This window comes from Naumannella halotolerans (genome assembly GCF_004364645.1).
GTDB lineage: Bacteria > Actinomycetota > Actinomycetes > Propionibacteriales > Propionibacteriaceae > Naumannella > Naumannella halotolerans.
Genome location: NZ_SOAW01000001.1, coordinates 1 through 26,547, shown reverse-complemented (window position 1 = coordinate 26,547; position 26,547 = coordinate 1). Strand labels below are relative to the sequence as shown.

The window sequence follows — 26,547 nt, the reverse complement described above, 5'->3', positions numbered from 1 at the left end:
GCTAATTACAAACGCTAAGCACCTGCGTGCGCGGCGCCACCACGCTGGCCGCCGACACTCCCGCCCACCCCGGCCGCCCCGCAGGCCCAGCTTCGACCGCCGAACGAAGCCGGGTACCGCCACCACTCGCCGATCGATTTGCGACTGCAGGCGATGCGTCCCCGAACCCGACGCCGACACCCCCGTGGAGCGTCGAGGTGGACCCGACTACACTGAGTAAGCAGTGCTTACTTCTGCCCCCGACAGCACACCAGGAGCACACGCACCACCACCTTTCGAGCGAATGGAGGCATTCCATGTCCGAACTGCCGGATCCGATCCAGCCCTACCTCGAGCCCGAGGCGGCCGCGCTGGCCGAACAGACCGATCCGCACCCACGGATCTACGAGGTACCACCGGAGGAGGGACGCAAGATCCTCGCCGACCTGCAGAGCGGGCAGGGCGTCGAGCGCCCCCAGGTCGAGGAGGAGTGGTGGACGTGGACGCCGGGGAGTGGGGCACCGTGCGTACCCGGATCATCCGTCCCGTCGGCACCCAGGGGCCGTTGCCGGTCATCTTCTACATCCACGGCGCCGGCTGGGTCTTCGGTGACCAGCACACCCACGACCGATTGTTCCGCGAACTGGTGGTCGGTGCCGGAGCGGCCGGCGTCTTCCGCGTCTACGACCGGGCACCGGAGAAGGGCTACCCCACCCAGATCGAGCAGAACTACGCCGTCGGTCAGTGGCTGGCCGAGCATGGTGCCGAACACAATCTGGACACCTCCCGGGTCGCGGTCACCGGCGAATCGGTCGGCGGCTGCATGTCGACGGTGTTCGCCTGATGAACGCCGAGCGCGGCGGCGGGGACCTGCGGTCGCAGGTCCTGCTCTATCCGGTGACGAATGCCGACTTCGACACCGCGTCCTACCACCAGTTCGACGAGGGCTACTGGTCGATGAGCTGGGCGTGACCCCGGTGACCCTGCGCCGGGATCTGGCCGCGATGGAGCGCCGGGGTCTGCTCACCCGGGTGCACGGCGGCGCGGTACGGGTCGACCAGCCGCCGCGCGGCCGTACCGAACCGCCGAAGCCGCAGACCGCGCCGGCGCTGGCGGTGCTGGTGCCCTCCCTGAGCTTCTACTGGCCCGAGGTGATCACCGGGATGAAGCGCAAGGCCGCCGCGCGCGGCCACCGGTTGTTGCTGCGCGGCGCCTCCTACGAGTTGCTGGACGAGCGACCGATGATGGAACGGATGCTGCGGACCGAGGGTGTGCAAGGCCTGCTGGTCGCACCGAACATGCAGTCGCCGCAGGCCGCCGAGGTGATGGCGATGATCGAGGCGGCCCTGAGTGCGGGCATCTCGGTGCCCGGTGACCTGTCGATCGTCTCCTACGACGACGAGATCGCCGAGCTGATGACACCACCGTTGACCGCGGTGAAGCCGCCCCGGGCCGAGGTCGGTGCCGCGGCGGTCGATCTGCTGCTGGACCGGTTGGAACAACCCGGCCGGGCGCTGCGCCAGCTGAGCCTGACACCGGCGCTGACCATCCGGGAGTCGACCGGCCCCGCGCCGGCCTGACCGGCGACTGCCGGCCGAGGCCGGTCCTCGCCTAGACTTGTCCCGTTTGGGACCTGCCCTGTCCGGCCGGTCCCGGACCACCCACGAATGCACCCGACGGAAGATCAACGTGAACAAGCAGATGAACGTCGAATCGTTCAACCTCGACCACCGCGCCGTCGCCGCGCCCTACATCCGACTCGCCTCGGAGAAGCAGCTGGACGGCGGCAGCACGATCACCAAATGGGACATCCGCTTCAAGCAGCCGAACGCCGAGGCACTGGAGATGCCGGCCCTGCACTCGCTGGAGCATCTGTTCGCCGAACTCAGCCGCAACCACAGCGACAAGGTGATCGACTTCGGCCCGATGGGCTGCCAGACCGGTTTCTACCTGACCCTCGACGGCGCCCCGCAGTGGAGTGAGGTGGCCGAACTGGTGGAGCAGACCCTGACCGATGTGATGTCGGCCGAGGCCGTGCCGGCCGCCAACATCGAGCAGTGCGGCTGGGCCGCCTCCCACTCCCTGGTCGATGCCCAGCGGGAAGCGGCCGCCTTCCTGGCCGCCCGCGAGGCCTGGGAACAGGTCTGGGCATGAGCGCTGCCTTCCCGGCAGCGATCGTCAGTGTGGCGATGCGCCAGGAGGCCGAACCGTTCCTCGACCTGTGCACCGAGGTCGACTCCCGGTTCGTCGGCGGTGCGCTGATGCTCACCCTCGAACGCGACGGGGTCGAGTTCGTGCTGATCCAGTCCGGGGTCGGACTGGTCAACGCCGCCGCCGCCCTGTCCACCGCGATCAGCACCGTGCAGAGCCGGGATCCGCTGGTGATCAGCGCCGGTACGGCCGGTGGGCTGCGGGCGAACACGTTGAACCGGTTGGTGATCGGCACCGAGTTCGTGAACATCGACGCCGACGCCACCGCCTTCGGCTACCGCCGGGGTGAGGTCCCCGGGATGCCGTTCCGCTATCTCGCCGATCCGCGGGTCTCCCGGCTGGTGGCCACCCACCACGGCGAGCGGGCGGTGTCGGGGATGGCGGTCTCCTCCTACAGCTTTATCACCGCTGCCAAGGCTGCCGAGATCATCGCCGAATGGCCCGAGGCCCTGGCCGCCGACATGGAGTCACTGGCCCTGGCCCAGGTCAGCTATCACCACCGGTTGCCGTTCGCCTACCTGCGCGGGGTCTCCGATCTGTGCATCGAGACCGACAACCAGCAGGTGTTCAACGACCAGGTGATCAACGCTGCCGAGGTTTCGGCCACGGCGGCGATCGACCTGATCGGCAGTTGGGCGCACCGGTCGGTGAAGGCGAGCTGACCGGGCCGATCGCCGGGCGCCCGAAACGGGCAGGCGAACCCACAGCGGCCCCGCCGGGATCCCGGCGGGGCCGCTGTGGGTTCAGTCGAAGATGCTCTCCCCGACGCTGATCGTGTCCCACACCGGCTCGGGGATCTCCACCCCGCGCTCGGGTTCGGTCACCGACGAATGCGCACCGCACCCGTGGTCGATGCTGACCACCCGGCCGTCCGAGGGTGAGTACTCGTTGGCACAGGCACCGAACATCACACCCAGGCCGCCCTGCAGCCGGACCAGGTAGCCGCAGCTGCCGCAGACGTCCGGCGCCTGCCGGGTCAGGTCGTTGTGCGGCCCGGGAGCAGCGTGCAGCCACCGCTGCGCGGCCAGGTCCCGCCCGTGCGCGGTGAGCACCCGCTCCCGGCCGAGTCCGAGCTCGCTGACCACCGAGCGCAGGGCCACCCGTTCCTCGGGGTCGACCTCGATCGATCCGGCGGTGTAACCGGGCTCCAGTCGCGGGTCGTTGTCCGGGGTCGCCAGCAACATACCGGGGCCCACGTCACCGGGCTGGATCCGCTCGTCCCAGGGAAGCCACTCCGGGGCACCCAGTGCCTCGGTACCGGGCAGCAGTGCCACCTCGTTCACGGTCACCGTCCGTGCCCGGGAGGCCCGGGTCAAGGTGACCGCCCAGCGCCAGCCGGGGTATCCCGGGTGGTGACAGGCGAACCAGTGGGTCACCACCCGTTCTGCCTCCGGCACCACACCGAGATGCTCACCGACCTCGAAGACATCGGCCGACTCCTCGGCCGCGCGCCGGGCATCGTCGATCGCCGCGGCCAGCTGGGCGTCCAGCTTGGGCCGCTTCCGCTCCGTCACCTGCGGCACGCTCACAGCTCCAGTTCGTCGGCGACGGCCCGCAGCACACTGGCGATCTTGCCCGAGGTACGTCCGTCGGGATGCCGTCCACGGCGATAACCCGCGCCGATGCCGTCCAGCATCTTCACCAGGTCCTCGACGATCACCGCCATCTGCTCCGGCGACTTGCGGGAGGCCTTGGACAACGACGGCGGCGCCTCCAACAGCTCCACCGACAATGCCTGCTCACCCTTGCGGCCGTCGATCACCCCGAACTCGACCTTCTGCCCCGGCTTCAGCGTGCTCACGCCGGCGGGGAGCGCCGAGGACCGGACGTAGACATCGCCACCATCATCCTTGGTGAGGAAGCCGAAGCCCTTCTCCGCATCGAAGAAACGCACTCTGCCAACCGCCACGACACGTACCCTTTCTGATTCCCAGGCCACCGACCCGACCGGATGTTCCGGACAGGTGTGCACTGGTCCAACGAATCCCATCGTCACGGCACGACGACGCGTCACCGTGACGGGGCACAGCGTACCCGTACCGACCGCACAGCCGAACCGGGAATCGAAGCCGCTCGGTGCGCCGGGTGACCGGGCGCGAACTACGATGGCGGCCATGGCCACTTGGGAGGACGGACCGGAGTACGCGCCGAGCGAACGGCCCGGACGATTCGAGGCTCCGGCAGCGGCCCCGCTGAGCCGCGCCGAACCCGATGCCGACCCGGTGCCCGCGGCCACCGAGGTACCGGCCGGGCAGCCGCACTACGGTGCCCCCGAGGCACCGCCGCTGGAGGTCCTGGGACTTCTCACCGAGCCCGGCCGTGATCCCGGACAGCCCTACCGCACCGAGCGGGCGGCCCTGACCGCATTCGCCGACGACTCCCCCCGCCGGGCCCAGGAGGCCGCACCGGGTACACCGTTCGACACCGCACCGGCCACCGAGCCCGGGTTCGACCCCCGGTTGCCGATGCGGGAGGTCCTGGCGGCCCCGGCACCGGACTTCCCCCCACCCCAGGGCCCCCCGGTGCCGGCCGACCGCGGCGTTCCACCGGCAGGCTTCCCGCAACCGGGTACCCCGCAATGGTTCGGCCCCTCCAGCGGACCGCCGCCGAGCCTGCCCGCCCCCGGTTTCGGTGAGGTGCTGCGAGCGCTCACCCCGGCGGTGGTGATCTTCCTGCTGCTGGGCGGTCTGATCCGCCCGCTGTCCCTGCCGTTCTTCGTCATCGCGATGTTCTGCTCGGTCCGGATCCGGTACCGCCGCCGGCTGGTACGCAATGTCTTCCTCGGCGCCTTGGGCGCGGGTCTCACCCTCAGCCTGCTGCTGCTCGCGCTGAGCTCGAGCACCTTCGGCGGCTGGTGGACCGACATGTCCTCGGTGCTACTGGTCACCAGCTGGGTGGTGCTGGTCGTGCTCGGCTTCGTCCAGGCCCGGGCACTGCAACGCGGAGAACGGCCCGACCAGGTGTGAGCCGCGCGTAGGCTCGGTCCCATGCGTCCGCCCCGCACCTACAGCGAAGCCCTGCGGCGGCTGGACCAGTCCGCACTGGTCCGGCTGTTGGAGCTGCGCCCCGATCTGTGCAGTCCACCGCCGGCCGATCTGGCCGAGGTGGCGAACCGTGCTGCCACCGCCGCCTCGGTCGGCCGGGCGCTGGAACGTCTGGACGCCGCCCAGCTGATGACCGCCCGGGCGATCGCGGCGACCCACGGCGAACCGTCGATCGCGGAGCTGGTCGAGCTGACCGGGCGGGACCGCCGGTGGCTGGCCGACCGGGTCGGCGAACTCCGCGAGCGCGGGCTGGTCTGGGGTGGCGAGGAGTCGCTGCAACTGCTGCGGGAGGTACGCCTGGCGCTCGGGCCCTGGCCGGGCGGTCTGGCCCCACCGAGCACGCCCGGTCAGCGGATCGCCGATCCCGAGCAGTTGCTGGCCGAACTCGGCACCGACGAGCGGGCCGTCGTCGACCGGCTGGCCTGGGGACCACCGACCGGTGCCCTGCGCCAGGCCGACCGGACGGTGGATCTGGCGAGTGCCCGGACGCCGGTCGAGCGACTGCTGGCTCGCGGGCTGCTGCGGCCGACCGACACCGAGACGGTGATCCTGCCCCGTGAGGTCGCCCTGGCCGCCCGCGGCGGTTTCGCCGCGGCCGAGGTCGGGGACGGCCCGCCCCGGGCGGTCGAGCCCGCCGTGGTCGACCCCGCCCGGCACCGCCGGGTGGACCTGGCCGGACTGGGTGCCGCCTTCGCGAGCATCCAGGAGACCGATGGACTGGTCGACGAGCTCGACCGGATGAACCCCCAGCTCCTGCGGGCCGGCGGTATCGGCGCGGCCGATCAGTCCACGCTCATCCGTCGGCTCGGCCTCACCTCGAAGGGACTGCTGCGGACCACCGCGCTCGCCGAATCCCTGGGGTTGCTGCGGGCCGCCGGCGGGCGGGTGGAGATCACCAGCGCCTACGACAGCTGGCTCGCCCGGCCCGGCGCCGAACGCTGGCTGAGCCTGGTCCTCGGTTGGCGCGACCTTCCCCACTGGCCCGAGCGCGATCCCCGCCCACTGGAACAGGAACCCGGACCGCTGGATGCCCGCGCCGCCGAGCTACGCGGCCTGTTCCTGGCCGAGTTGATCTCCGTCGAGGTGGGTGCGACGGTCGACTGGGAGCTGATCACCGCTACCGTCGGCTGGCTGCGCCCGGCCTGGCAGAACCTGGATCTGGCCGCGGCTGCTGCCGAGGTGGCCGAAGCCGCGGAGTGGTTCGGGCTGACCGCGATGGGCGGGCGTACCGGCCTGGCCGAGGTCGCGGTCACCGGTGAGCTCCCCGCCGAGCTGTCCTTCCCCGAGCCGATCAGCACCGTCATCCTGCAGGCCGACCTGACCGCGGTGGCAGCAGGCCCGCTGCAACCGCCGGTGCTCGGGGTGCTGCGGCTGCTGGCCGACACCGAGAGCCGCGGCACCGCCTCGGTCTACCGGTTCAGCGCCGACAGCATCCGCCGCGGACTGGACCGCGGTTGGTCGGCCGAGGAGATCATCGACTGGCTGGGTGAGCACACCGAGACCGACGTACCGCAGCCGCTGCAGTACCTGATCACCGATGCCGCCCGCCGCCACGGTGCGATCCGGATCGGCAGCGCCGGCAGCTGGCTGCGGATCGACGATCCGGCGCAACTGGCCCTGGTCACCGGTCACCCCCGGGCCGGTGAATTCGGGGTACGGCAGGTCGCCCCGGGGGTGATCATCGCCGCCGCCGATGCCGCCGAGATGGTCGACTGGCTGCACGACCTGGGGCTGTCCCCGGCCGCCGAGGGGATGGGCGGCAACCGGCTGGTCGCACCCGCCCCGCAACGCGCCCGGCCACGTACCGTCCGTACCCGCCCGACGGCGACACCACAGGCCCTGGCCGAGCAGCTGCTGGCGACCGTCCGCCGCGGGGAGGCCGAGGAACAGCGGCGCCGCGACGCCGATCGGTTGCAGCGCAACCTGACCGAGGTGGCCGGTTCCCGGGTCGACCTCGGCTGGGTCGACCAGCAGGGCAATGAGTTGCAGGACCGGGGCCTGGCGGTCGAGGTGGCCGGCGGCCGGTTGCGGCTGCGACCTGACGGCGGTGACCGGGAACTGTCGGTGCCGCTTGCCCGGATCCGTACCGTGGAACCCCTTGCCACCGAAAGGAGCATCCATTGAGTGGCCCGTTGGTCGTGCAGTCCGACCGCACCCTGCTGCTGGAGGTCAACCACCCCCAGTCCGACGAGTGCCGGATCGCGATCGCCCCGTTCGCCGAGCTCGAACGGGCACCCGAACACATCCACACCTACCGGTTGACCCCGCTGGGGCTGTGGAACGCCCGGGCCGCCGGTCACGATGCCGAGCAGGTCGTCGACGTGCTGTTGAACTACAGCCGCTACCCGGTGCCGAGCAGCCTGCTGGTCGACGTCGCCGAGACGATGGACCGGTACGGCCGGTTGCGGATCGAGAAGCATCCCGTCCACGGGCTGGTGCTGACCAGCACCGACATCCCGGTGCTGACCGAGGTGCTGCGGTCCTCGAAGCTGTCCGGGGTGGTCGGTTCCCGGATCGACGAGCACACCGTGGCGGTGCATCCCTCCGAGCGCGGCCACCTGAAACAGTTGCTGCTGACCCTGGGCTGGCCGGCCGACGACGTCGCCGGTTATGTCGACGGTGAGGCCCACGAGATCGACCTGCGCCCCGACGGCTGGGAGCTGCGGCCCTACCAGCGACAGGCCGCCGAATCGATCTGGCACGGCGGCTCCGGTGTGGTGGTGCTGCCCTGCGGCGCCGGGAAGACGCTGGTCGGTGCCGCCGCGATGGCCCATGCCAAGGCCACCACGCTGATCCTGGTCACCAACACCGTCTCGGCCCGGCAGTGGCGGGCCGAGCTGTTGCGGCGCACCTCGCTGAGCGCCGAGGAGATCGGTGAGTACTCCGGGGCGAAGAAGGAGATCCGCCCGGTGACCATCGCCACGTACCAGGTGGTGACGACGAAGCGGAACGGGATCCATCCGCATCTGGAGCTGTTCGACGCCCGCGATTGGGGGCTGATCGTCTACGACGAGGTGCATCTGTTGCCGGCGCCGGTGTTCCGGATGACCGCCGGGCTGCAGGCCCGCCGGCGGCTCGGCCTGACCGCGACCCTGGTCCGCGAGGACGGCCATGAGGGTGATGTGTTCTCACTGATCGGCCCGAAGCGCTACGACGCTCCGTGGAAGGAGATCGAGTCCCAGGGTTACATCGCCCCCGCCGACTGCGTGGAGGTTCGGGTGAGCCTGGCCGAGGACGAGCGGATGACCTACGCCCTGGCCGATCCCGAGGTCCGTTACCGGGTGGCCGCGACCGCGGACTCGAAGTCGGCTGCGGTGGTGGATCTGGTGAACCGCCATGCCGGAGTGCCCCGGCTGGTGATCGGCCAGTACGTCGATCAGCTGGCCGACCTGGCCGAGCGGCTGGAGGCCCCGGTGATCACCGGGGAGACGACGACCAGACGGCGCGAGGAGCTCTACGAGCAGTTCCGTACCGGCGAGATCGACTTGTTGGTGGTCTCGAAGGTGGCGAACTTCTCCGTCGACCTGCCGACTGCCCAGGTGGCGATCCAGGTCTCCGGCGCCTTCGGTTCCCGGCAGGAGGAGGCCCAGCGGCTGGGACGGCTGTTGCGGCCGAAGGGTGATGGCACCACCGCCCGTTTCTACGCCGTGGTGGCCCGGGACACCGTCGATGCCGAGTTCGCCCAGCACCGGCAGCGGTTCCTGGCCGAACAGGGCTACGCCTACCACGTCACCGACGCCGAGGACCTCGCCAGTTGATCAACAACTGACCTGACCCTCCTCAGTCGTCGACGGGTACGGTCGACTCGCGGGTGACCAGACCGAGCTCCAGCGGCTGGCCGCCGGTCTGCCCGATGCTGATCATCTGCTGCAGTTCGGCCGGCCAGATCCAGGCCTTCGTGGTCTCCAGCTCGGCCCGGGGCCACCAGCGGTTGCCCTGCAGGGTGAGTTGCTCCTCCGGGGTGTGCCCGGCGATGTCGACGGTGAAGGCCGGGGTCCGGATCAGGTAGAACGCCTCGTACTGATCGAGGATCTCGTCGCTGTAGCCGTGCACCACCCGGCGCCGGGCGACCGGGCCGATCAGGTCGGACTCCGCGGCCTGCCAGCCGGTCTCCTCGGCCAGCTCCCGTACCCCGGTCTGCAGTTCGTTCTCACCGGGGTCGATCCCACCGCCGGGAGTGACCCACCAGGTCACCTCGGCGATCCCGGGGTCGCTGTCCTGCAGCAGCAGCACCCGGTCGTCATCGCTGAGCACGATCAGCCGGACGGCGCTGCGGGTCTTTCGGGGACGTTCGATCACGGCTTCTGTCTATCACCCCGGGCGCCGGACCGGGGCCCGTCAGGCGGCCATCGGCAACAAGGCCTCGTCGACATCGACGGTCATCGACGACCCGCCACCGGCGGGCAGGAACAGCAACTGCCGGTTCGCCAACACCTGCCAGCCGTCGGTAGCCGGCTGCCAGTCGTTGGAGGCGACCACGGACAACCGTTCCTCGACCCGGTAACGGAGTTCGAACTGCTGCGGATCCGGTGCCCGATCGAGATCACCCTGGCGCGGATTCGGATCGGCGGCATGGATCGCGTACAGCCCCTCCGGCATCGAGAGAACGGCATTCAGCCCGGTGTACTCGGTCGAATCGGCGACCACCTGCATCGCCGCGGCCAGCGCCCGCAAGGGCTCCTCGCCCCGGCGCAGGAACTCGTCGACGATGAAGAAGTAGGCCTCGGAGTCGGTCTGCCCGAGCGGGCGGCGGGCGGTGACCTGCCCGGTCCGGGCATTCAGCGAGGCGTTGTCGAACACATGACCGTTGTGGGCGAAGGCCAGGTCCGGATGCCCACCGGGGACCTCGGTGGACACGAACGGATGGGTGTTCTGCATCGAGTGCCGCTTGTTCGGCGACGCCAGCCGCAGGTGCAGCAGGAACTGCTCGGCGGGCCACTGGGTGGCGGCCTCGGCGAACCGCGGCGAGCCCAGTGCCTGCTCCGGGGCCTTCACCAGCTCCGGTGCACCACCGCTGGAACTGGCCAGACCCCAGCCGTCGCGATGACGCTCCGACAGCGCCACGAAACGATCCAGGTCCTCGCCCAGATGCTCGGACATGGTCCTGGACTCACCAGCGGTCATCGCAAGCAGTCGACACATGTCGGCACGCTATTGCCGCGCGGCGGCAGCCGGGAAGTGCGACACCGAATCCGTCATCTGACTGTCACACCCGCTGACCGTCACACCCGCTGACTGTCACACCCGCTGTCACACGCCGGTGGTGGCGCCGTTCGGCTGGCACCGACGGGCGGCACGGAGTACGGTGGGCTGTCCCTGACCGGCGCGCAGGCGCGCGGCAGCCTTCCCCGTGACACCAGTCGTACCTTCGTCCGGAGTTTCGCATGCCGTCGACCGATCCCGTCCTGGCCGCCGAGGCCGCCCATCTGCACCGTTCCCGAGCCGCCCTGGTGGCGATGCACGAGCGCGCCGGTGCCCTGTTCGACGGCACCGTCACCGCCGGTGACGCGGTCTCCACCGCGTACCTGCGGCAGGCGCTGTTCCGGCGGATGGTGAGATTGCAGACCGACCCCGCCACCCCGCCCTTCTTCGGCCGCCTGGACTACCGCCGCGAGGCCGGTGCCGGCCGGGACGAGAGTCTGCACCTGGGCCGCCAGCACGTCACCGCCGAGGCCGGGGACGAGCCGCTGGTGATCGACTGGCGCGCCGACATGGCCCGCCCCTTCTACCGGGCCAGCCCGACCGAACCGATGGGGGTCGGGCTGCGCCGCCGATTCGGTTTCGCCGACGGTGAGCTGACCGCCTACGAGGACGAGGACCTGACCGCCCCCGCCGATGCAGCCGCGGACTCCGACATCCTGCAGGCCGAGGTGGAGCGACCGCGCAGCGGACCGATGCGCGACATCGTGGCCACCATCCAGCCCGAACAGGATCTGCTGGTCCGTGCCGACCTGCAGACCTCGCTGTGCATCCAGGGAGCACCGGGTACGGGCAAGACCGCCGTCGGCCTGCACCGTGCGGCCTATCTGCTGTATGCCTTCGCCGAACAGCTGCGACGGGCCGGGGTGATGGTGATCGGCCCGAATGACAGCTTCCTGTCCTACATCGGTGATGTCCTGCCGGCGCTGGGCGAGATCGAGGTCGAGCAGTACACCATCGACTCCCTGCTGGAACGCTGCCTGGGCGTCGAGGTCCGCGGTGTCGACCCGGTCGAGGTCGCCATGATCAAATCCGATGCCCGGATGGCGCAGGTGATCGCTCGCGCGGTCTGGAACAACCTGGCCGAGCCGACCGAGAACCTGGTCGTCCCCCGGGGTTCGCGGCAGTGGCGGGTGCCGACGTACCTGATCGCCGAGACCCTGCAGAACCTGCGTGATCGGGGCGTCCGCTACGGGGCGGCCCGGGAGATGTTGCCGATGCGCCTGGCCCATCAGGTGCTGTTGCGGATGGAGGCCGCCGGCGACTCCCCCGACGACCGGGTGCAGGCAGCGGTGGCCCGCAGCAAACCGGTGAAGGACTGCGCGAAGAAACTCTGGCCACAGGTCGATCCACGCAAGTTGATCTTCGCCCTGCTGACCGACGAGCTCGTCCTGCGGACGGCTGCCGAGGGGATCCTGGACGAGGCCGAGATCGCTGCCCTGCTGATCGACCGACCACCCCGCAGTGTCCGCTCGATGCGATGGAGCAGTGCCGATCTGGCGTTGCTGGACGCTGCCGCCGACGAGTTGTACCGGACCCCGTCCTACGGTCACCTGATCATCGACGAGGCCCAGGACCTGTCGCCGATGCAGTTGCGTGCCCTGGGCCGCCGGGCGAGCAGCGGCTCGGTCACCCTGCTCGGTGATCTTGCCCAGGCGACCACCGCCTGGTCGACCGGGAGTTGGCCGGTGGCGCTGGCACATCTGCAGCAGCCCGAGACCCGGGTCAGCGAGCTGACCGCCGGCTTCCGGGTACCGGCCTCGGTGATCGAGTACGCGGCCAGGTTGCTGCCCTCGATCGCACCGGAGCTGGCACCGCCGCATTCGGTCCGCCGTGGCGACGGCGATTTCGCCGTGATCGCCTCCGCCGAGCGCGACACCCTGCTCCGCGGCATCCGCGAGCGGATCGACCGACCGGGCACCCTGGGGCTGATCTGCGCCGATCGGCGGTTGCCCGAGATGGCCGGACTGCTCACCGAGGCCGCTGTCGACTTCCGTACCCTCGGTGCTGTCGAACCCGGTGAGGGCGCAGTGGACCTGGTTCCGGCGAGCCTGGCCAAGGGCCTGGAATTCGACCAGGTGATCGTCGTCGAACCGGCCGAGATCGTCGAGGCCGAGGCCGACGAGCTGACCGGCCTCCGCCGGCTCTACGTGGTGCTCACCCGAGCGGTCTCCGGCCTGCTGGTGCTGCACGAGCGTCCCCTGCCGGCTGCCCTGGGCTGATCGACGCCGGCGGTGGCGGCCGGCTCGGCCCGCTGATCCGCTCAGCCTGCCGGCGATTCCGGACCTGTCGTGGCAGCCCGTCGGGCCCGCTGGTGGGAGTCGTCGATCAACGTCCGCCAGGTCCGGACCAGATCGGCATCGACATAGGCCTTCAGCGACCCACCCGGTCGCGCCGGGGTGCCGATGTGGAAGGCGCGGATCCCTGCCCGGCACAACCAGGGCACGTCCTCGGCCCGCAGTCCCCCACCGGCCATGATCAACTCCGCGATCCGGTGATCCTGGCCGGCGAAACCGATCAGCTCGTCCAGGCCGTGCTCGACCCCTCGGGGGGAACCCGCGGTCAGCACCTGGTCCAGTCGCGGGAGCCCGAGCAGTGCCCGCCAGGCCCGCCGGGGGTCCAAGGCATGGTCGATCGCCCGGTGGAAGGTCCACGGCCAGTCACCACCCTCGACCAGCGCCTCCACCACTGCGGTGTCGACCTCGGCGTGGCCGTTGAGGAATCCCAGCACCAACCCGTCGGCGCCCGAATCGAGATAGGCCGCGGCCAGGCCGCGCAGTCGGGAGAACTCCGAGCCGGTGATGTCGAATCCGCCGTGCAGGCGCAGCATCACCCGTACCTCGAGATCGACCGCGTCGCGTACCTTCTCCACCAGCTCCGGTGCCGGTGACAACCCGCCGTCGTCCAAGGTGCCGACCAGCTCGACCCGATCGGCACCACCGGCCTGGGCACGCACGGCATCGTGTTCGTGCAGGCAGATGACCTCCAGCAGCGGCTCTGCATCTGCCATCCCAGCCTCCCGTTCCGGACTCGGCATCAGCATACGGATCCGAACCGTTTCGGGGGCCCGGCCGCGCCGCGACGAACGGGCCACTAGGTTGGCATGGTGAGCGATGTCAGTCCCGTGCGGTCCAACCCCACCGTGCTGAACCCGAATACCGAGACCGACTGGTTCAAGGGCGCCGTCTTCTACGAGGTGCTGGTCCGCGCCTTCTACGACGCCGACGACAACGGCACCGGTGACTTCGCCGGGCTGATCCAGAAACTCGACTATCTGGCCTGGCTGGGCGTCGACTGCCTGTGGGTGCCGCCGTTCTTCACCTCCCCGCTGCGCGACGGCGGCTACGACGTCGCCGACTTCACCTCGATCCTGCCCGAGATCGGTGACGTGGAGGACTTCCGTACCTTCATCACCGCCGCCCACGCCCGGGGCATCAAGGTGATCATCGACTTCGTGATGAACCACACCTCCGATGGCCACCCGTGGTTCCAGGCCTCCCGCAGTGACCCCGAGGGCCCCTACGGCGACTACTACGTCTGGTCCGACGACGATGACGAGTACGCCGAGGCGCGGGTGATCTTCGTCGACACCGAACCCTCCAACTGGACCTGGGATGCGGCCCGTCAGCAGTACTACTGGCACCGCTTCTTCCACCATCAGCCGGATCTGAACTTCGACAACCCGGCGGTCCAGCAGGCGATCCTGGACGCGATGGACTTCTGGCTGGCGATGGGCCTGGACGGCTTCCGGCTGGACGCGGTGCCCTATCTCTACGAGCGGCCCGGTACGAACGGTGAGAACCTGCCGGAGACCCACGAGATGCTCAAGCGGGTCCGCCGATTCGTCGACGACAAGTATCCCGGGCGGGTGCTGTTGTGCGAGGCGAACCAGTGGCCGGCCGATGTGGTGGAGTACTTCGGCGACCCCGAGGTCGGCGGCGACGAATGCCACATGGCCTTCCACTTCCCGGTGATGCCCCGGTTGTTCATGTCGGTACGGCGGGAGTCGCGTTATCCGATCTCGGAGATCATGGCGCAGACCCCGGAGATCCCGTCCGGCTGCCAATGGGGCATCTTCCTGCGCAACCACGACGAGCTGACCCTGGAGATGGTCACCGACGAGGACCGCGACTACATGTGGGCCGAGTACGCCCAGGACCAGCGGATGGTCGCCAACATCGGCATCCGCCGACGACTGGCGCCGCTGCTGGACAACGACCCGAACCGGATGGAGCTGTTCCACGCCCTGCTGTTCTCCCTGCCCGGTTCACCGGTGCTCTACTACGGCGACGAGATCGGCATGGGCGACAACATCTGGCTCGGTGACCGCGACGGTGTGCGTACCCCGATGCAATGGACGCCGGACCGCAATGCCGGCTTCTCCCGCTGCAACCCCGGCAAACTGCATCTGCCGCTGATCCAGGACCCGGTCTACGGCTACCAGGCGGTGAACGTCGAGGCACAGATGGCCGACCCGTCCTCACAACTGCACTGGACCCGCCGGATGATCCACATCCGCAAACGGCACCCGGCCTTCGGCCGCGGCAACTTCATCGACCTGGGTGGATCGAACCCGTCGGTGCTGTCCTACGTCCGCTCCCACACGCTGAGCGAACCGACCGAGGATGAGCCCGGTGTCGACGATGTGATCCTCTGCGTGAACAACCTGTCCCGTTTCCCCCAGCCGATCGAACTCGACCTGCGTGAATGGGAGGGCCGCGTCCCGGTCGAGCTCGTCGGCGGCGTACCGTTCCCGAAGATCGGCCAGTTGCCGTACCTGCTCACCCTCGGCTCGTACGGCTTCTACTGGTTCCGACTGACCCGACCCGTCGTGGAGGCCACAGCATGACATCCATCGGCACCCCCAGCCCGCTGCCGACCACCGGATTGGCCGACTACCTGGCCACCGCCCGCTGGTTCGGCGGCAAAGGCCGTGACTTCGAGGTCACCTGGGTGACCCGGATCGGTGAACTGCCCACCGCCCAACCTGATCTGCGGGTGGTGATCGACGTGGTCCATGTGCACTACGTCGATGGTGACACCGAGCTGTACCAGTTGCCGCTCGCTCTCTACAGCCAACCGCAGGAGAACCTCGGGCATGCCTTCATCAGCTGGCACAACGAGGCGCCCGAGGGTGAACCCGAACAGTGGCGCCACGCCTATGACGCGATCCACGACCGGGCAGCCATGGCCTGCTGGCTGGCCGGTTTCCAGTCCACGGACGTGATCGGTGCCGGGACCGGGGCGATCGGCCTGCAGTTCCACCTCGAGCCCGGCTGCGAGCTGTCCTCCGAGGCCCAGTCCTCCCCCTTCACCGGGGAGCAGTCGAACTCCTCGGTGATGTTCGGCGACGACGCGCTGTTGAAGATCTTCCGCAAACTGACCCGCGGGATGAATCCCGACATCGAGGTCCTCGACGTGTTGACCCAGGACCATTCCGAGCACGTCGCCCGGTTGTACGGCTGGCTGTCCTGGGACACCGAGGAGGAGCCCCTGCAACTGGCCATCCTGCAACAGTTCCTGAAGACCGCCAGCGACGGCTGGGAGCTGGCGCTGACCTCGGTTCGCAACCTGTTCGCCGAAGCCGCCTGGAGCGCCGAGGGTGAGATGGATGCCAACCAGGCCGGCGGTGACTTCGCCGATGAGGCCTACCGGCTGGGTGCGGCGCTGGCCTCGGTCCATCGGGCGCTGGCCGAGCACTTCGGCACCACCGAGCGCACCGCCGAGGGGGTCGCGGAGTTGATCGCCCGGATGCGCGGCCGGTTGGCCGAGGCGGTCGTCGCGGTGCCGGAACTGGCCGAGTTCGCCCCCGGCCTGACCGAGCTCTACCAGGGCTTGGCAACCTTGCCCGGTACGCCGACCCAGCGGATCCACGGTGACCTGCATCTGGGGCAGACGCTGCGGACGGTGAACGGCTGGAAACTGGTCGACTTCGAAGGCGAACCGGCCAAACCGTTGCCGCAGCGGCGCCAACCCGATTCCCGCTGGCGCGATGTCGCCGGAATGCTGCGCTCCTTCGACTACGCCGCTCATTCGGTGGTGATGACCGAGGTCAGCGCGGATCTGAGCGATGAGGGTGAGCGTGAGCTGCAGGCGACCGGCTGGGCCGCCCGGAACCAGCAGGCTTTCCTCGACGGGTACACCGAGGAACAGGAACTGACCCCGACCGAATCGGCACTGCTGGCCGCCTATGTCGCCGACAAGGCGGTCTACGAGGCGGTCTACGAGGCGCGCAACCGACCGTCGTGGTTGGGGATCCCGCTGGCTGCCCTGGGCCGGTTGGGCTGACCTCAGCCCGCTGCGGCGTCGGTGACGTCGCGGAAGACCCGCTGCAGGTTGCGGTGGGTGAGCTTGTTCAGCTCCGCGGCCGACCATCCCTCGTCCAACAGGGCGCCCATCAGCGCCGGATAGCCCGACACATCGTCCATCCCGTCGGGGAAGGCGTCGGTCCCGTCGTAGTCTCCACCGAGGCCGATGTGGTCGATGCCGACCACTTCCCGGGCGTGGTTCAGGTGGGCGACCACGTCGGCGATGGTCGATTCGGGGGTCGGCTCGGGCCAGGTCTTGGCGAACTCGTCCATGGCGGGCCAGTCCTTCGGGTCGATCCCGGCCTGTTCGGCGCCTTCGGAGCGGCGCAGCGCCCAGGCCCGGACGGTGGTGGAGATGAAGTAGGGCACGAAGGTGATCATGCACAGGCCACCGTTGCCGGGGAGCCGCTGCAGCACCTGATCGGGCACATTGCGCGGGTGGTCACAGACGGCCCGGGCCGAGGAGTGGGAGAAGATGACCGGCGCGGTGGTGACGTCCAGGGCGTCGTTCATCGTGGTGTCGGCGACGTGGGAGAGGTCGACCATCATCCCGATCCGGTTCATCTCTGCGACCACCTGCCGACCGAAATCGGTCAGTCCACCGTGCACCGGCTCATCGGTCGCCGAATCGGCCCAGTCGGTGTTGTCGTTGTGGGTCAGCGTCAGGTAGCGCACGCCCAGACGATGGAGGTTGCGCAGGACCGCCAGGGAGTTGTTGATCGAGTGCCCGCCCTCGGCGCCCATCAGGGAGGCGATCGGCCCGCCGGGTCGCCAGTCGGCCAGGGCGGCGTCGAGTTCGTCGGGGGTACGGACCAGGTGCAGGTCGTCGGGATAGCGTTCGGCGATGGAGAAGACCGCGTCGATCTGCTCCAGGGTCGCGGTCACTGCTTCGGGTTCGGGCAGGGCGGAGGGGACGTAGACCGACCAGAACTGTGCCGCCAGGCCTCCTTGTTTGGCCCGGATCAGGTCGGTGTTGAGCTGCGGCTGGGGGCGGGCGATGTCCACCTTGTCCAGGTCGTAGCTGTCGCCCCGCAGCGCCCAGGGAAGATCGTTGTGTCCATCGATCACCGGAAACAGTGCTTCACTCACCGGCCCCATTGTGCCGGTCCCCGAAGCACCCGGGGACACCGGCCGGAGCCAATGCCTGCAAGTTGCCGGTCGGGGCACCGGAGGTTGCCGGACCGGCACGAACCTCCCTGACCCGCCCGTACCGCAAAACGCCGAAGGGCGGCTCCCCGTGTGGGGAACCGCCCTTCGTGAGCTCGGAGGCTGGGATCAGAAGCCCATGCCGCCCATACCGCCCATGTCGTCACCGGCCGGTGCGGCCGGAGCCTTCTCCGGCTTGTCGGCGATGACGGCCTCGGTGGTGAGGAACAGACCGGCGATCGAGCCGGCATTCTGCAGCGCCGAACGGGTCACCTTGGCCGGGTCGATGATGCCGGCCTTGACCATGTCGACATAGCTGTCGTCGGCAGCGTTCAGGCCCTCGCCGACCGGCAACCCGGCGACCTTCTCGGCCACCACGCCCGGCTCCAGGCCGGCGTTGTGGGCGATCTGCCGCAGCGGTGCCGAGGCGGCGGCGAGCACGATCTGCGCACCGATCAACTCGTCACCGGTCAGGTCGGACAGGTCGATGCTCTTGGCCGCCTGCAGCAGGGCCACACCACCGCCGGGGAGGATGCCCTCCTCGACCGCAGCCTTGGCATTGCGCACGGCGTCCTCGATCCGGTGCTTACGCTCCTTCAGCTCGACCTCGGTGGCCGCGCCGACCTTGATCACCGCAACACCACCGGACAGCTTGGCCAGGCGCTCCTGCAGCTTCTCCCGGTCGTAATCGGAGTCGCTGTTCTCGATCTCGGCACGGATCTGGGCCACCCGACCGGCGATCTGGTCGGCATCGCCGGCGCCGTCGATGATGGTGGTCTCGTCCTTGGTGACGACGACCTGACGGGCGCGACCCAGCATCTCCAGGGAGACGGCGTCGAGCTTCAGGCCGACCTCCTCGGAGATCACCTGGCCACCGGTGAGGATGGCGATGTCGCCGAGCATGGCCTTGCGCCGGTCACCGAAGCCCGGTGCCTTCACGGCCACGGACTTGAAGGTGCCACGGATCTTGTTCACGACCAGGCCGGCCAGGGCCTCGCCGTCGACATCCTCGGCGATCACCAGCAGCGGCTTGGAGGACTGCATGACAGCCTCCAGCACCGGCAGCAGGTCCTTCAGCGAGGAGACCTTGGAGTTGACGATCAGGATGTACGGATCGTCGAGGACGGCTTCCATCCGCTCGGGATCGGAGACGAAGTAGGGCGAGATGTAGCCCTTGTCGAAGCGCATACCCTCGGTGAACTCGAGCTCGAGTCCGAAGGTGTTCGACTCGTCGACGGTGATGACACCTTCCTTGCCGACCTTGTCGATGGCTTCGGCGATGGTCTCACCGACATGCTTGTCGCCGGCCGAGATCGACGCGGTGGCAGCGATCTGCTCCTTGGAGTCGACCTCGATGGCGTTCTTGTGCAGCTGCTCGGTGATCTTCTCCACAGCAGCGGTGATGCCCCGCTTCAAGGCGATCGGGTTGGCACCGGCGGTGACGTTCCGCAGACCCTCCCGGACCAGCGCCTGGGCCAGCACGGTGGCGGTGGTGGTGCCGTCGCCGGCGACGTCGTCGGTCTTCTTGGCGACTTCCTTGACCAGCTCGGCGCCGATCTTCTCGTAGGGATCCTCGAGATCGATCTCCTTGGCGATGGAAACACCGTCGTTGGTGATCGTGGGGGCTCCCCACTTCTTCTCCAGGACAACGTTGCGGCCCTTCGGGCCGAGGGTGACCTTCACCGCGTCGGCGAGGACGTTCATGCCCCGCTCGAGGCCGCGGCGGGCCTCCGCGTCAAACTCAATGAGCTTTGCCATATGTCTTCCGATTCCTCCCGGCTCAGTGCCGTACGAATGGATCTGTCAGGTTTTCGGTGACAAGGTTGGTGCCCGCGACGGACGGGGAGGCTCTCGCCACCCCTCACCGGCTTGCCGGTGGCACTCTCATGAGTCGAGTGCCAATTTCATTTTTAGCACTCGGCATGTGAGAGTGCAAACGCCTCGGCACTCCGACCCGCCCTTCGCCCGTATCGGGCACACTCGGTCCGTGGACGCGTGGCGGATTCGGGAACTGGGCAACCTGATCAACGGCAGCACCCTGTTCGGGCTGCTCGTGGGACGGATCGGTGGAGTCCGGTTCAAACACGGGCCCCGGGGGATGATCGTCGGGGAGGGCTACCGGCTGCGGTTCCCGATCGCCGGGGCATTCACCATCGGCAATGTGGTCCTCACCCAGTCCTCCGTACCGCGCCTGGTGCGGCGGCATCCGGAAGTGATGCTGCACGAGGAGACCCATGCCTGGCAGTGGTTCGCGCTGGCGGGTCCGCCGTTCCTGCCGGCCTATCTGCTGGCCATGGGCTGGTCCGCGCTGCGCACCGGGAATCCGGCCCGGGCGAACCTCTTCGAGCGACTGGCCGGACTGGAGCGCGGTGGCTACCGATGAATCCGGGTCCTGCCTCCTATCCGGATCGTTTCCCAGCCGGATGGTTTCCTAGCCGGTCTGATCCGGGTCGAACCCCAGTCGCCGCGCCGAGCGGGCGCGCTGCCGGGAGTCACGCAACCGGCGCAACCGCTTCACCAGCAACGGGTCGTAGGCCTCGGCCTCGGCGGTGTTCAGCAGCGAGTTGAGGACCTGGTAGTAGCGGGTGGCCGACATACCGAACTTGGTCCGGATGCCCTCCTCCTTGGAGCTCGCGAAACTCCACCACTCGCGTTCGAAATCCAGCAGATCGCGATCGCGGTCAGAGAGCTCGGTGGCCCGACGAGGAGCAGGGTTGGCTTCGACCATGCCCACCATCGTAGGCCGTAATCACACCGGTGTCATTCCCTCGCCGAGCACATGGGACCGTTCCCGGCCGAGGTGGTGATCCCCGGTGGTGATCGGGGTCACCGGATCGGCCCGGCTTTGCAAGACTGTGCCCCATGTACCGACTGAGCGGACAGGTCCAGCACTACGCCTGGGGCACCACCGACGCCATCGCCGAGTTGCTCGGCACCCCTGCCACCGGCGAGCCACAGGCCGAGTACTGGCTGGGGGCGCACAGCTCGGCACCCTCGAAGCTGTCCGACGGACGCGGCCTGGACATCGCGATCACCGAGCACCCGGCACTGCTGGGGGAATCGGTACGCCGCCGCTTCGGCGACCGGCTGCCGTTCCTGTTGAAGATCCTCTCCGCGGCCAAGGCGCTCTCGCTGCAGGCCCACCCCTCGCGCAGCCAGGCCGAGGAGGGCTACCGGGCCGAGGAGTCGGCCGGCCTCGCCCGCGACGCCGTCGAACGCAACTATCGCGACGACTGGCCGAAGCCGGAGGCGATCATCGCTCGTACCGAGTTCTCCGGGCTCTGCGGTTTCCGCAGCGTCGCCGCGGCCCGCGAAGCATTGAACCTGTTCAACGCCCCTCGCGAACTGGTGGCCGAACTCTCCGGCGCCGCACCGCTGGAGCACGCCTTCCTGGCTGCCCTGGAACTGACCGAACGACAGGTACGGAAGGTGGTCGACACCGCGCACACCTATGCCGAGGCCGGCGGCCCGGCCGGCCGGGATGCCCGGACGGTGCTGCAGTTGGCCCGCGACTTCCCCGATGATCCCGGGATCGTCGCGGCCCTGATGTTGAACCGGGTCGACCTGCAGCCGGGTGAGGCGTTGTTCCTCGGTGCGGGGAACATGCACGCCTATCTCCACGGCACCGGGATCGAGATCATGGCCAATTCCGACAATGTGCTGCGGGGTGGGCTGACCCCCAAGCACATCGATGTGGCCGAGCTCAGCCGGGTGGTCGACTTCTCCCCCGAGGTCCCCCGGGTGCTGCACCCGGTGCCGGAAGGGCCGGGGATCTCCCGCTATCCCACGCCGGCCCCGGAGTTCGCCATCTGGGAGGTACGCGATCCCGTGGCCGCCTCGGTCCCGGCCACCGATGCGCCACGGATCCTGTTGTCGGTCGCCGGTGACCTGAGGCTCACCGGCACCGATCAGGAACTCACCCTGGAAACAGGGCAGGCGGTCTTCCTGCCAGCCGGTGAGGCGGTCACCGTCGACGGCACCGGGCTGGGCTACCTGGCCGGACCCGGTGACTGACCGCGAGGGTTCGATTCGTCCCCGCACGCCGGCACCGGGACCGGCTGATCCGGCCCGGGACCGATCCGTACAGTGGGCCCGATGATCAGTCTGCTGGCAGCGCTGCCGATCATCGCGGTGATCATCGCGCTGGCTGTGCGGCTGTCCACCACCCTCGCCGCGGCGCTCGGTCTGGCGTTGACGCTGGTGGTGATGGTCATCGCCTTTCCCCTGCCGGCACAGGCGATTCCCGGGTTGGTACACGACTGGCTGCCGGTCACGGTGGAGGTCTTGTTGATCATCCTCGGCGGAATCGCCTTCGCCGAGCTCGGCCGCCGGAGCGGTGGCCAGAGGGTTCTCTCGGACTGGCTGCGGAACTGTCTGGGCAACGGCATCGGACCGGTCCTGGCGATCGTCCACGGGCTGACCCCGCTGGCCGAGTCGCTGACCGGCTACGGCATCGGCGCCGCCCTGGCCATCCCGCTGCTGGCCGCCCTCGGACTGGGGATCGGTCGGGCGGCGGGAATCGGACTGCTCGGTCTGTGCGCGGTCCCCTGGGGTTCGATGGGTCCGGGCACCCTGATCGCCTCCCAGCTCAGCGGTGTGTCGTTCCAGACCTTGGGCGTGCTCTCGGCCGTGGCCAGTCTGCCGGTCTTCCTCGGCGTCGGCTTCGCCGCCGTCCTCCTGGCCCCGGCGCCGGTGCGACTGCGGTCACTGCTCGCCGCCGCTGCCTCCGCAGCGGCCCTCTGGCTGGCCGTGCTGGGTGCCAACCTCACCCTCGGCACCGCCCCGGCCGGGGCGGTCGGCGCGTTGGTGGTGCTGACCGGGCACCTGCTCCTCGCCCGCCTGCGCGGCGGCTCCATGCGCGGCTCGGCCCCGCTGCGCCGCGCGCTCGTACCGTATGCGGTGTTGCTGCTGGGGGTGGTCAGCACCTCGGCCCTGGTCCGCCTCGGTGGGCTGGAGGAGGGCCCCGGGAGGTACCTGGCCTCCCCGGCGCTGTGGTTGCTGGTGACCAGCGCGGTGGCGGGATCGCTGCCCGGGACCGATGTCGCGCTGCGCAGGTCGGCCTGGTCGGCGGCCGGTCGCGGTTGGCTGCACGTCGGCCCGGCCACCGGCATGTTCATCGTCCTCGGCGCACTGATGGCGGCCTCGGGGATGTCGGCGGCGATGGCCGCCGGATTCGGATCACTCGGCGCCGCCTACGCACTCGTGGTGCCGTGGCTGGCCGGGATCGGCGGTTTCGTCACCGGCTCGAACACCGGGGCCAATGCCATGCTGGCCGGCCCGCAGACGGCTGCGCTCGCCGGCACCGGCGTACCCCTCGCCCTCGGCCTGGCGGTGCACAATGTGGCCGCGTCGATCTGCACCCTGGCGGCCCCGGCCAGGGTGGAGATGGCCCTGCGACTGGCCGGGTCCGAGAACGACCGGCATGCCCGGGCGGACCGTACCTGGGTGCAGTCACGCCTGTTGTCGACCCTGGCCTGCATCCTCGCCGTGCTGTCGCTCGGACTGTTCGGGATCGGCTTGTCCAGCGACCCCGGCTGAGTCTCCTCACCGCCCGCGGGCACCGGTTCCCGGAGATGAGGAAGCAGCATCGGACAGGTTAGAGTGTGCGATGCCTCGGCCCCCATAGCTCAGAGGCCAGAGCAGCGCTCTTGTAAAGCGAAGGTCATCGGTTCGACTCCGATTGGGGGCTCCATCAGCCCCGGCCCCACCGCCTCCACAACCCGGCCCCACATCCGTTCCGCAGCAAACGCACCCATCCGGCAACGAAAGCTGCCGATGCTGCGGAACAGACTCATCGGGGGTGCGGTCCGGTGGCCACGGGCAGGTCGTGATTGCTCCATTGCGACCACGATCCCGGGTAGAGCGCGGCGCTGACTCCGATCGAGGCCAACGCGGCGACCTCGTGCGCGGCGTAGACCCCGGAGCCGCAGTAGACGGCAACCTCCTCGGTGCCGGGGCCGACCCCCCAGCGCGTCGAACCGTTGCTGCAGCTCCTGGGGATCGCGGAACCGCCCGTCGGCGGTCAGGTTCTCACTGGTCGGGGCGCTCAGCGCACCGGGTACGTGGCCGGCCTTCGGGTCCATCGGTTCGGTCTCCCCGCGATAGCGCTCCCCCGCCCGGGCGTCCAGCAACACCCCCGTGTCGGCGACCTCGGCCACCTGATCCAGATCAAGGCTCGGCACATGTCCTTCGCTCAGTTCGACCCTGCCCGGTTCCGGTACGACCTCACCGGTCTCCAACGCTCCACCGGCGGCCTGCCAGGCCGGCAGCGCACCGTCGAGCAGCCGTACCCGGCTCAGCCCCGCCCAGCGCAGCAGCCACCAGGCCCGGGCAGCGGCCAGATTGCCCCCACCGTCGTAGACGACCACCGAGGAGTCGTCGTCGATCCCCCAGCGGCGAGCCGCCGCCTGCAGGTCGGCCACCGACGGCAGCGGGTGCCGTCCCTCGGTCGGCTCCCCGTGGGCAGCCAGCTCGGTGTCCAGGTCGACGAAGACCGCGCCCGGGATGTGCCCGGCCAGGTAGTCACCGTGGCCTGAGGGGCCACCGAGGGTCCAACGCACGTCGAGCAGCACCGGGGGCGAACCGGAACCGAGTTGGTGCAGCAGTTCCTCGACCTCGATCAGTACGCGTTCACGATCACTCATCGGTACCCATCTCCCTGCGTTCGGCCGGATTCGTCCTCCGGCCATGATCGCCGTTGCCTCTGCGGTCGCGCCAGCGGGGCTCGTACCGCCCACTCCCACCATCCGTTCCGCAGTATCTGCACCCCAGACGGAAGCAGAGCTGCAGGTGCTGCGGAACAGTTTCAACGCGACGGTGCGTTCATCTGGAGGTCCACCGCGACGGTGCGTTCGGCGGAACAGTTCCACCGCGACGGTGCGGGCAGGGCATCTGGGCCGAAATCGTCACCGGGCATGTCCTCTCCACCTCATGGACAACCACTCCCACCGACGAGGTCATCGGCGAGGACACCGCGGAGTCGGGCTGGCCGGCCTCGGTGGAATGGTCGGGGCTCACCGAAGGCGAGACCTACGCCTGGTACGCGGTCAGCCGTGACGCGGAGACCGGGGAGAACCTGACCCCGGGATCGATCACCCAGATGTCGGTGTTCACCGCCACCGCAGCGGGTACCGATGTCACCGCCCCGGAGCTGACGGTGCCCGAGGGCACCGAGGTCGGTGTCGGCGACGATTTCGACCCGCTGGCGGGGGTCTCGGCCACCGACGACACCGATGGTGACCTGACTCCCGAGGTCGAGGTGATCGGCTCGGTGAACACCTCCGAGCCCGGCAGCCACGCCCTGACCTACACGGTGCAGGACACCAACGGGAACCAGGCCATCTCCTCCACGGTGGTGACCGTCACCGAGAAGTCCTCGGGTGGCTCCGACGACGGTGACAACGGCGGCGCCGACGGTGGCGACGGTTGCTGTCCGTCGGCCTGGGCGCTGCTGCCTGGGCCCGAGGCCGGCGCGATCCGCACGGGTTCGACGGCACCGATCGCAGCTGAGTCACTGACGAGGCCAACCGGGCCCGGCACCTCGATTCCGAGGTGCCGGGCCCGGTCGCTTTCAGGAGCGGGTCGCCCGACCGTGTCGCGGTAGCTCCGCGACCACGCGGAAGTCGTCCCCGATCCGGCCGGCTTCCACCCAGCCGCCGGCCATCTTGGCCCGCTCGGCCATTCCCAGCAGCCCGAGACCGTCGCGACGGGGTTCGGTCCGCCCCCGGTCGGCACCGGCCAGCGGATTGCTGATCTCGACCCGTACCGCGCGCTCCCCGACCGTGACCCGGACCTCGATCGGTTGTCCCGGCGCGTGCCGCAGCACATTGCTCAGCGCCTCCTGGACGATCCGGTACGCCCCCAGCGAGGTCACCTCCGACAGGTCGGTATCGAGGTCACCGCTGATCTCCAGGTTCACCTCCTGACCACCGCGGCGGCTGGCGGCGATCAACTCCGGGAGTCGCGCCACCGAGGGCTGCGGGGCGAGTTCGGTCTCGGTGTCCTCGGCCCGCAGCACCTGCAGCAGGGAACGCATCTCGGCCAGGGCCTCGCGGGCCGACTCGCTGATCTGCTCCAGTTCGACGACCACCGGTTCCGGCACCCCTTCCACCCGGTACCGCACGGTCGAGGCCTGGATCGAGATGATCGACAGACCGTGCGCCACCACATCGTGCAGCTCCCGAGCGATCCGGCTGCGTTCCTCCATGGCGCGCCGCAGACCGGCCTCGTGTTCGGCGCGTTGCTCCTGCAGCTGCACCTGTTCCCGGCTGAGCAGCCACTGCCGTACCAGACTGCCCAGGACCAGGACCAGCAACAGGATCGCGGTCGGCGTGATCAGGTCCGAGGGATGCAGTGGCGCGAACGAGAACGTCGAGATGCTGACACTGGTCGCGGTGGTCGCCACGATCCCGATCAAGATCGCCCCGGCCGCGAACTGCCACGGCCACCGCAGGGCCAGGACCATCGCAGCACAGGCCATGTGACGTGCTGAACCGTACTGGTTTTGGTTCCGCTTCTTTTAGGAGGATGGAGTCATGCCACGTCAGTATCCGCCGGAGTTCCGGTAGCGTGCGGTCCGGATGATCCGGGAGGCCGATCGTGAGGACGGCAGCACGGAGTATCAGTTGATCGGGCGGGTCGCGAAACAGCTCGGGATCGCC

General features: G+C 69.3%; 24 protein-coding genes, 1 tRNA gene and 1 pseudogene. 16 read left to right on the top strand and 10 right to left on the bottom strand.

Annotated features, from left to right (window positions below; genetic code table 11):
• Positions 1-472: 472 nt before the first annotated feature.
• The 5 genes from CLV29_RS16320 to mtnN all read left to right on the top strand — a co-directional run bounded on the left by CLV29_RS16320 (position 473) and on the right by mtnN (position 2,852).
• A complete protein-coding gene (locus CLV29_RS16320) occupies positions 473-823 on the top strand; it encodes an alpha/beta hydrolase (RefSeq protein ID WP_208292686.1) in 351 nt (116 codons plus the stop codon).
• Positions 823-951 (top strand): hypothetical protein, encoded by a 129-nt coding sequence (locus CLV29_RS16920; protein WP_279586441.1) that lies wholly within the window; start codon positions 823-825, stop codon positions 949-951. The genes CLV29_RS16320 and CLV29_RS16920 overlap by 1 nt, the downstream gene beginning before the upstream one ends.
• Positions 948-1,559 (top strand): substrate-binding domain-containing protein, encoded by a 612-nt coding sequence (locus CLV29_RS00120; protein ID WP_166649076.1) that lies wholly within the window; start codon positions 948-950, stop codon positions 1,557-1,559. The genes CLV29_RS16920 and CLV29_RS00120 overlap by 4 nt, the downstream gene beginning before the upstream one ends.
• A 121-nt stretch (positions 1,560-1,680) precedes the next feature.
• On the top strand, positions 1,681-2,133 hold the full coding sequence (locus CLV29_RS00115; RefSeq protein WP_133754921.1) for an S-ribosylhomocysteine lyase: 453 nt from the start codon (positions 1,681-1,683) through the stop codon (positions 2,131-2,133).
• Positions 2,130-2,852 carry a 5'-methylthioadenosine/S-adenosylhomocysteine nucleosidase gene (gene mtnN / locus CLV29_RS00110; protein ID WP_133753094.1) on the top strand — a complete coding sequence of 241 codons (723 nt, stop codon included), beginning with the start codon at positions 2,130-2,132 and terminating at the stop codon, positions 2,850-2,852. Before CLV29_RS00115 ends, mtnN begins: the two co-directional genes overlap by 4 nt.
• A gap of 81 nt (positions 2,853-2,933) precedes the next feature.
• On the opposite strand, the gene CLV29_RS00105 is transcribed toward mtnN, so the two are convergent.
• Both CLV29_RS00105 and CLV29_RS00100 read right to left on the bottom strand, forming a co-directional pair.
• Positions 2,934-3,713, bottom strand: coding sequence for a DUF3027 domain-containing protein (locus CLV29_RS00105; protein ID WP_392508963.1), 780 nt, complete (start codon positions 3,711-3,713; stop codon positions 2,934-2,936).
• Positions 3,714-3,715: 2 nt separating this feature from the next.
• Positions 3,716-4,099 carry a cold-shock protein gene (locus tag CLV29_RS00100; RefSeq protein ID WP_133753092.1) on the bottom strand — a complete coding sequence of 128 codons (384 nt, stop codon included), beginning with the start codon at positions 4,097-4,099 and terminating at the stop codon, positions 3,716-3,718.
• 205 nt (positions 4,100-4,304) lie between these two features.
• On the opposite strand from CLV29_RS00100, the gene CLV29_RS00095 reads away from it, so the two are divergent.
• From CLV29_RS00095 to CLV29_RS00085, 3 genes are read left to right on the top strand one after another with little or no spacing between them, the layout of a single operon-like run.
• Positions 4,305-5,156 (top strand): hypothetical protein, encoded by an 852-nt coding sequence (locus CLV29_RS00095; protein WP_133753091.1) that lies wholly within the window; start codon positions 4,305-4,307, stop codon positions 5,154-5,156.
• A 21-nt stretch (positions 5,157-5,177) separates the two neighbouring features.
• Positions 5,178-7,358 carry a helicase-associated domain-containing protein gene (locus CLV29_RS00090; RefSeq protein WP_133753090.1) on the top strand — a complete coding sequence of 727 codons (2,181 nt, stop codon included), beginning with the start codon at positions 5,178-5,180 and terminating at the stop codon, positions 7,356-7,358.
• A complete protein-coding gene (locus CLV29_RS00085; RefSeq protein WP_133753089.1) occupies positions 7,355-8,992 on the top strand; it encodes a DNA repair helicase XPB in 1,638 nt (545 codons plus the stop codon). The genes CLV29_RS00090 and CLV29_RS00085 overlap by 4 nt, the downstream gene beginning before the upstream one ends.
• 22 nt (positions 8,993-9,014) lie before the next feature.
• On the opposite strand, the gene CLV29_RS00080 is transcribed toward CLV29_RS00085, so the two are convergent.
• Positions 9,015-9,533 (bottom strand): NUDIX hydrolase, encoded by a 519-nt coding sequence (locus CLV29_RS00080; RefSeq protein ID WP_133753088.1) that lies wholly within the window; start codon positions 9,531-9,533, stop codon positions 9,015-9,017.
• Positions 9,534-9,572: 39 nt separating this feature from the next.
• Positions 9,573-10,376: a class II glutamine amidotransferase gene (locus CLV29_RS00075; RefSeq protein WP_133753087.1), complete on the bottom strand. Its 804-nt coding sequence runs from the start codon at positions 10,374-10,376 to the stop codon at positions 9,573-9,575.
• A 242-nt stretch (positions 10,377-10,618) separates the two neighbouring features.
• Here CLV29_RS00075 and CLV29_RS00070 point away from each other — a divergent pair, with 242 nt between their 5' ends.
• Positions 10,619-12,655 (top strand): HelD family protein, encoded by a 2,037-nt coding sequence (locus CLV29_RS00070; RefSeq protein WP_133753086.1) that lies wholly within the window; start codon positions 10,619-10,621, stop codon positions 12,653-12,655.
• A 41-nt stretch (positions 12,656-12,696) separates the two neighbouring features.
• Here the strand turns inward: CLV29_RS00070 and CLV29_RS00065 are convergent, their stop codons facing one another.
• Positions 12,697-13,443, bottom strand: coding sequence for a copper homeostasis protein CutC (locus CLV29_RS00065; protein ID WP_133753085.1), 747 nt, complete (start codon positions 13,441-13,443; stop codon positions 12,697-12,699).
• A gap of 96 nt (positions 13,444-13,539) precedes the next feature.
• Here CLV29_RS00065 and treS point away from each other — a divergent pair, with 96 nt between their 5' ends.
• Both treS and CLV29_RS00055 read left to right on the top strand, forming a co-directional pair.
• The gene (gene treS / locus CLV29_RS00060) at positions 13,540-15,282 is read left to right on the top strand and encodes a maltose alpha-D-glucosyltransferase (RefSeq protein ID WP_243831631.1); all 1,743 of its coding nucleotides are present in this window, start codon (positions 13,540-13,542) and stop codon (positions 15,280-15,282) included.
• On the top strand, positions 15,279-16,721 hold the full coding sequence (locus CLV29_RS00055; protein WP_133753083.1) for a maltokinase N-terminal cap-like domain-containing protein: 1,443 nt from the start codon (positions 15,279-15,281) through the stop codon (positions 16,719-16,721). Before treS ends, CLV29_RS00055 begins: the two co-directional genes overlap by 4 nt.
• Before the next feature lie 2 nt (positions 16,722-16,723).
• Here the strand turns inward: CLV29_RS00055 and CLV29_RS00050 are convergent, their stop codons facing one another.
• Both CLV29_RS00050 and groL read right to left on the bottom strand, forming a co-directional pair.
• On the bottom strand, positions 16,724-17,830 hold the full coding sequence (locus tag CLV29_RS00050) for a dipeptidase (RefSeq protein ID WP_243831630.1): 1,107 nt from the start codon (positions 17,828-17,830) through the stop codon (positions 16,724-16,726).
• Positions 17,831-18,016: 186 nt separating this feature from the next.
• On the bottom strand, positions 18,017-19,645 hold the full coding sequence (gene groL, locus CLV29_RS00045) for a chaperonin GroEL (protein ID WP_133753081.1): 1,629 nt from the start codon (positions 19,643-19,645) through the stop codon (positions 18,017-18,019).
• Between the two features lie 229 nt (positions 19,646-19,874).
• On the opposite strand from groL, the gene CLV29_RS00040 reads away from it, so the two are divergent.
• Positions 19,875-20,270 (top strand): hypothetical protein, encoded by a 396-nt coding sequence (locus tag CLV29_RS00040; protein WP_133753080.1) that lies wholly within the window; start codon positions 19,875-19,877, stop codon positions 20,268-20,270.
• A gap of 48 nt (positions 20,271-20,318) precedes the next feature.
• Here the strand turns inward: CLV29_RS00040 and CLV29_RS00035 are convergent, their stop codons facing one another.
• The gene (locus CLV29_RS00035; protein WP_208292684.1) at positions 20,319-20,615 is read right to left on the bottom strand and encodes a DUF3263 domain-containing protein; all 297 of its coding nucleotides are present in this window, start codon (positions 20,613-20,615) and stop codon (positions 20,319-20,321) included.
• A 134-nt stretch (positions 20,616-20,749) separates the two neighbouring features.
• Here CLV29_RS00035 and manA point away from each other — a divergent pair, with 134 nt between their 5' ends.
• The 3 genes from manA (at position 20,750) to CLV29_RS00020 (ending at position 23,579) form a co-directional block, all read left to right on the top strand.
• Positions 20,750-21,901 (top strand): mannose-6-phosphate isomerase, class I, encoded by a 1,152-nt coding sequence (gene manA, locus CLV29_RS00030; protein WP_133753078.1) that lies wholly within the window; start codon positions 20,750-20,752, stop codon positions 21,899-21,901.
• A gap of 81 nt (positions 21,902-21,982) precedes the next feature.
• A complete protein-coding gene (locus CLV29_RS00025; protein ID WP_133753077.1) occupies positions 21,983-23,425 on the top strand; it encodes an L-lactate permease in 1,443 nt (480 codons plus the stop codon).
• A 78-nt stretch (positions 23,426-23,503) separates the two neighbouring features.
• Positions 23,504-23,579 (top strand) — tRNA-Thr (locus tag CLV29_RS00020).
• Positions 23,580-24,195: 616 nt separating this feature from the next.
• On the opposite strand, the pseudogene CLV29_RS16605 reads toward CLV29_RS00020, so the two are convergent.
• Positions 24,196-24,531 (bottom strand): annotated as a pseudogene (locus tag CLV29_RS16605) (sulfurtransferase); the annotation flags it as partial.
• Positions 24,532-24,884: 353 nt separating this feature from the next.
• On the opposite strand from CLV29_RS16605, the gene CLV29_RS00010 reads away from it, so the two are divergent.
• The gene (locus tag CLV29_RS00010) at positions 24,885-25,490 is read left to right on the top strand and encodes an immunoglobulin-like domain-containing protein (RefSeq protein WP_208292683.1); all 606 of its coding nucleotides are present in this window, start codon (positions 24,885-24,887) and stop codon (positions 25,488-25,490) included.
• Here CLV29_RS00010 and CLV29_RS00005 read toward each other — a convergent pair.
• A complete protein-coding gene (locus CLV29_RS00005; protein WP_133753075.1) occupies positions 25,458-26,366 on the bottom strand; it encodes a sensor histidine kinase in 909 nt (302 codons plus the stop codon). The genes CLV29_RS00010 and CLV29_RS00005 overlap by 33 nt on opposite strands.
• Positions 26,367-26,547 lie beyond the last annotated feature (181 nt).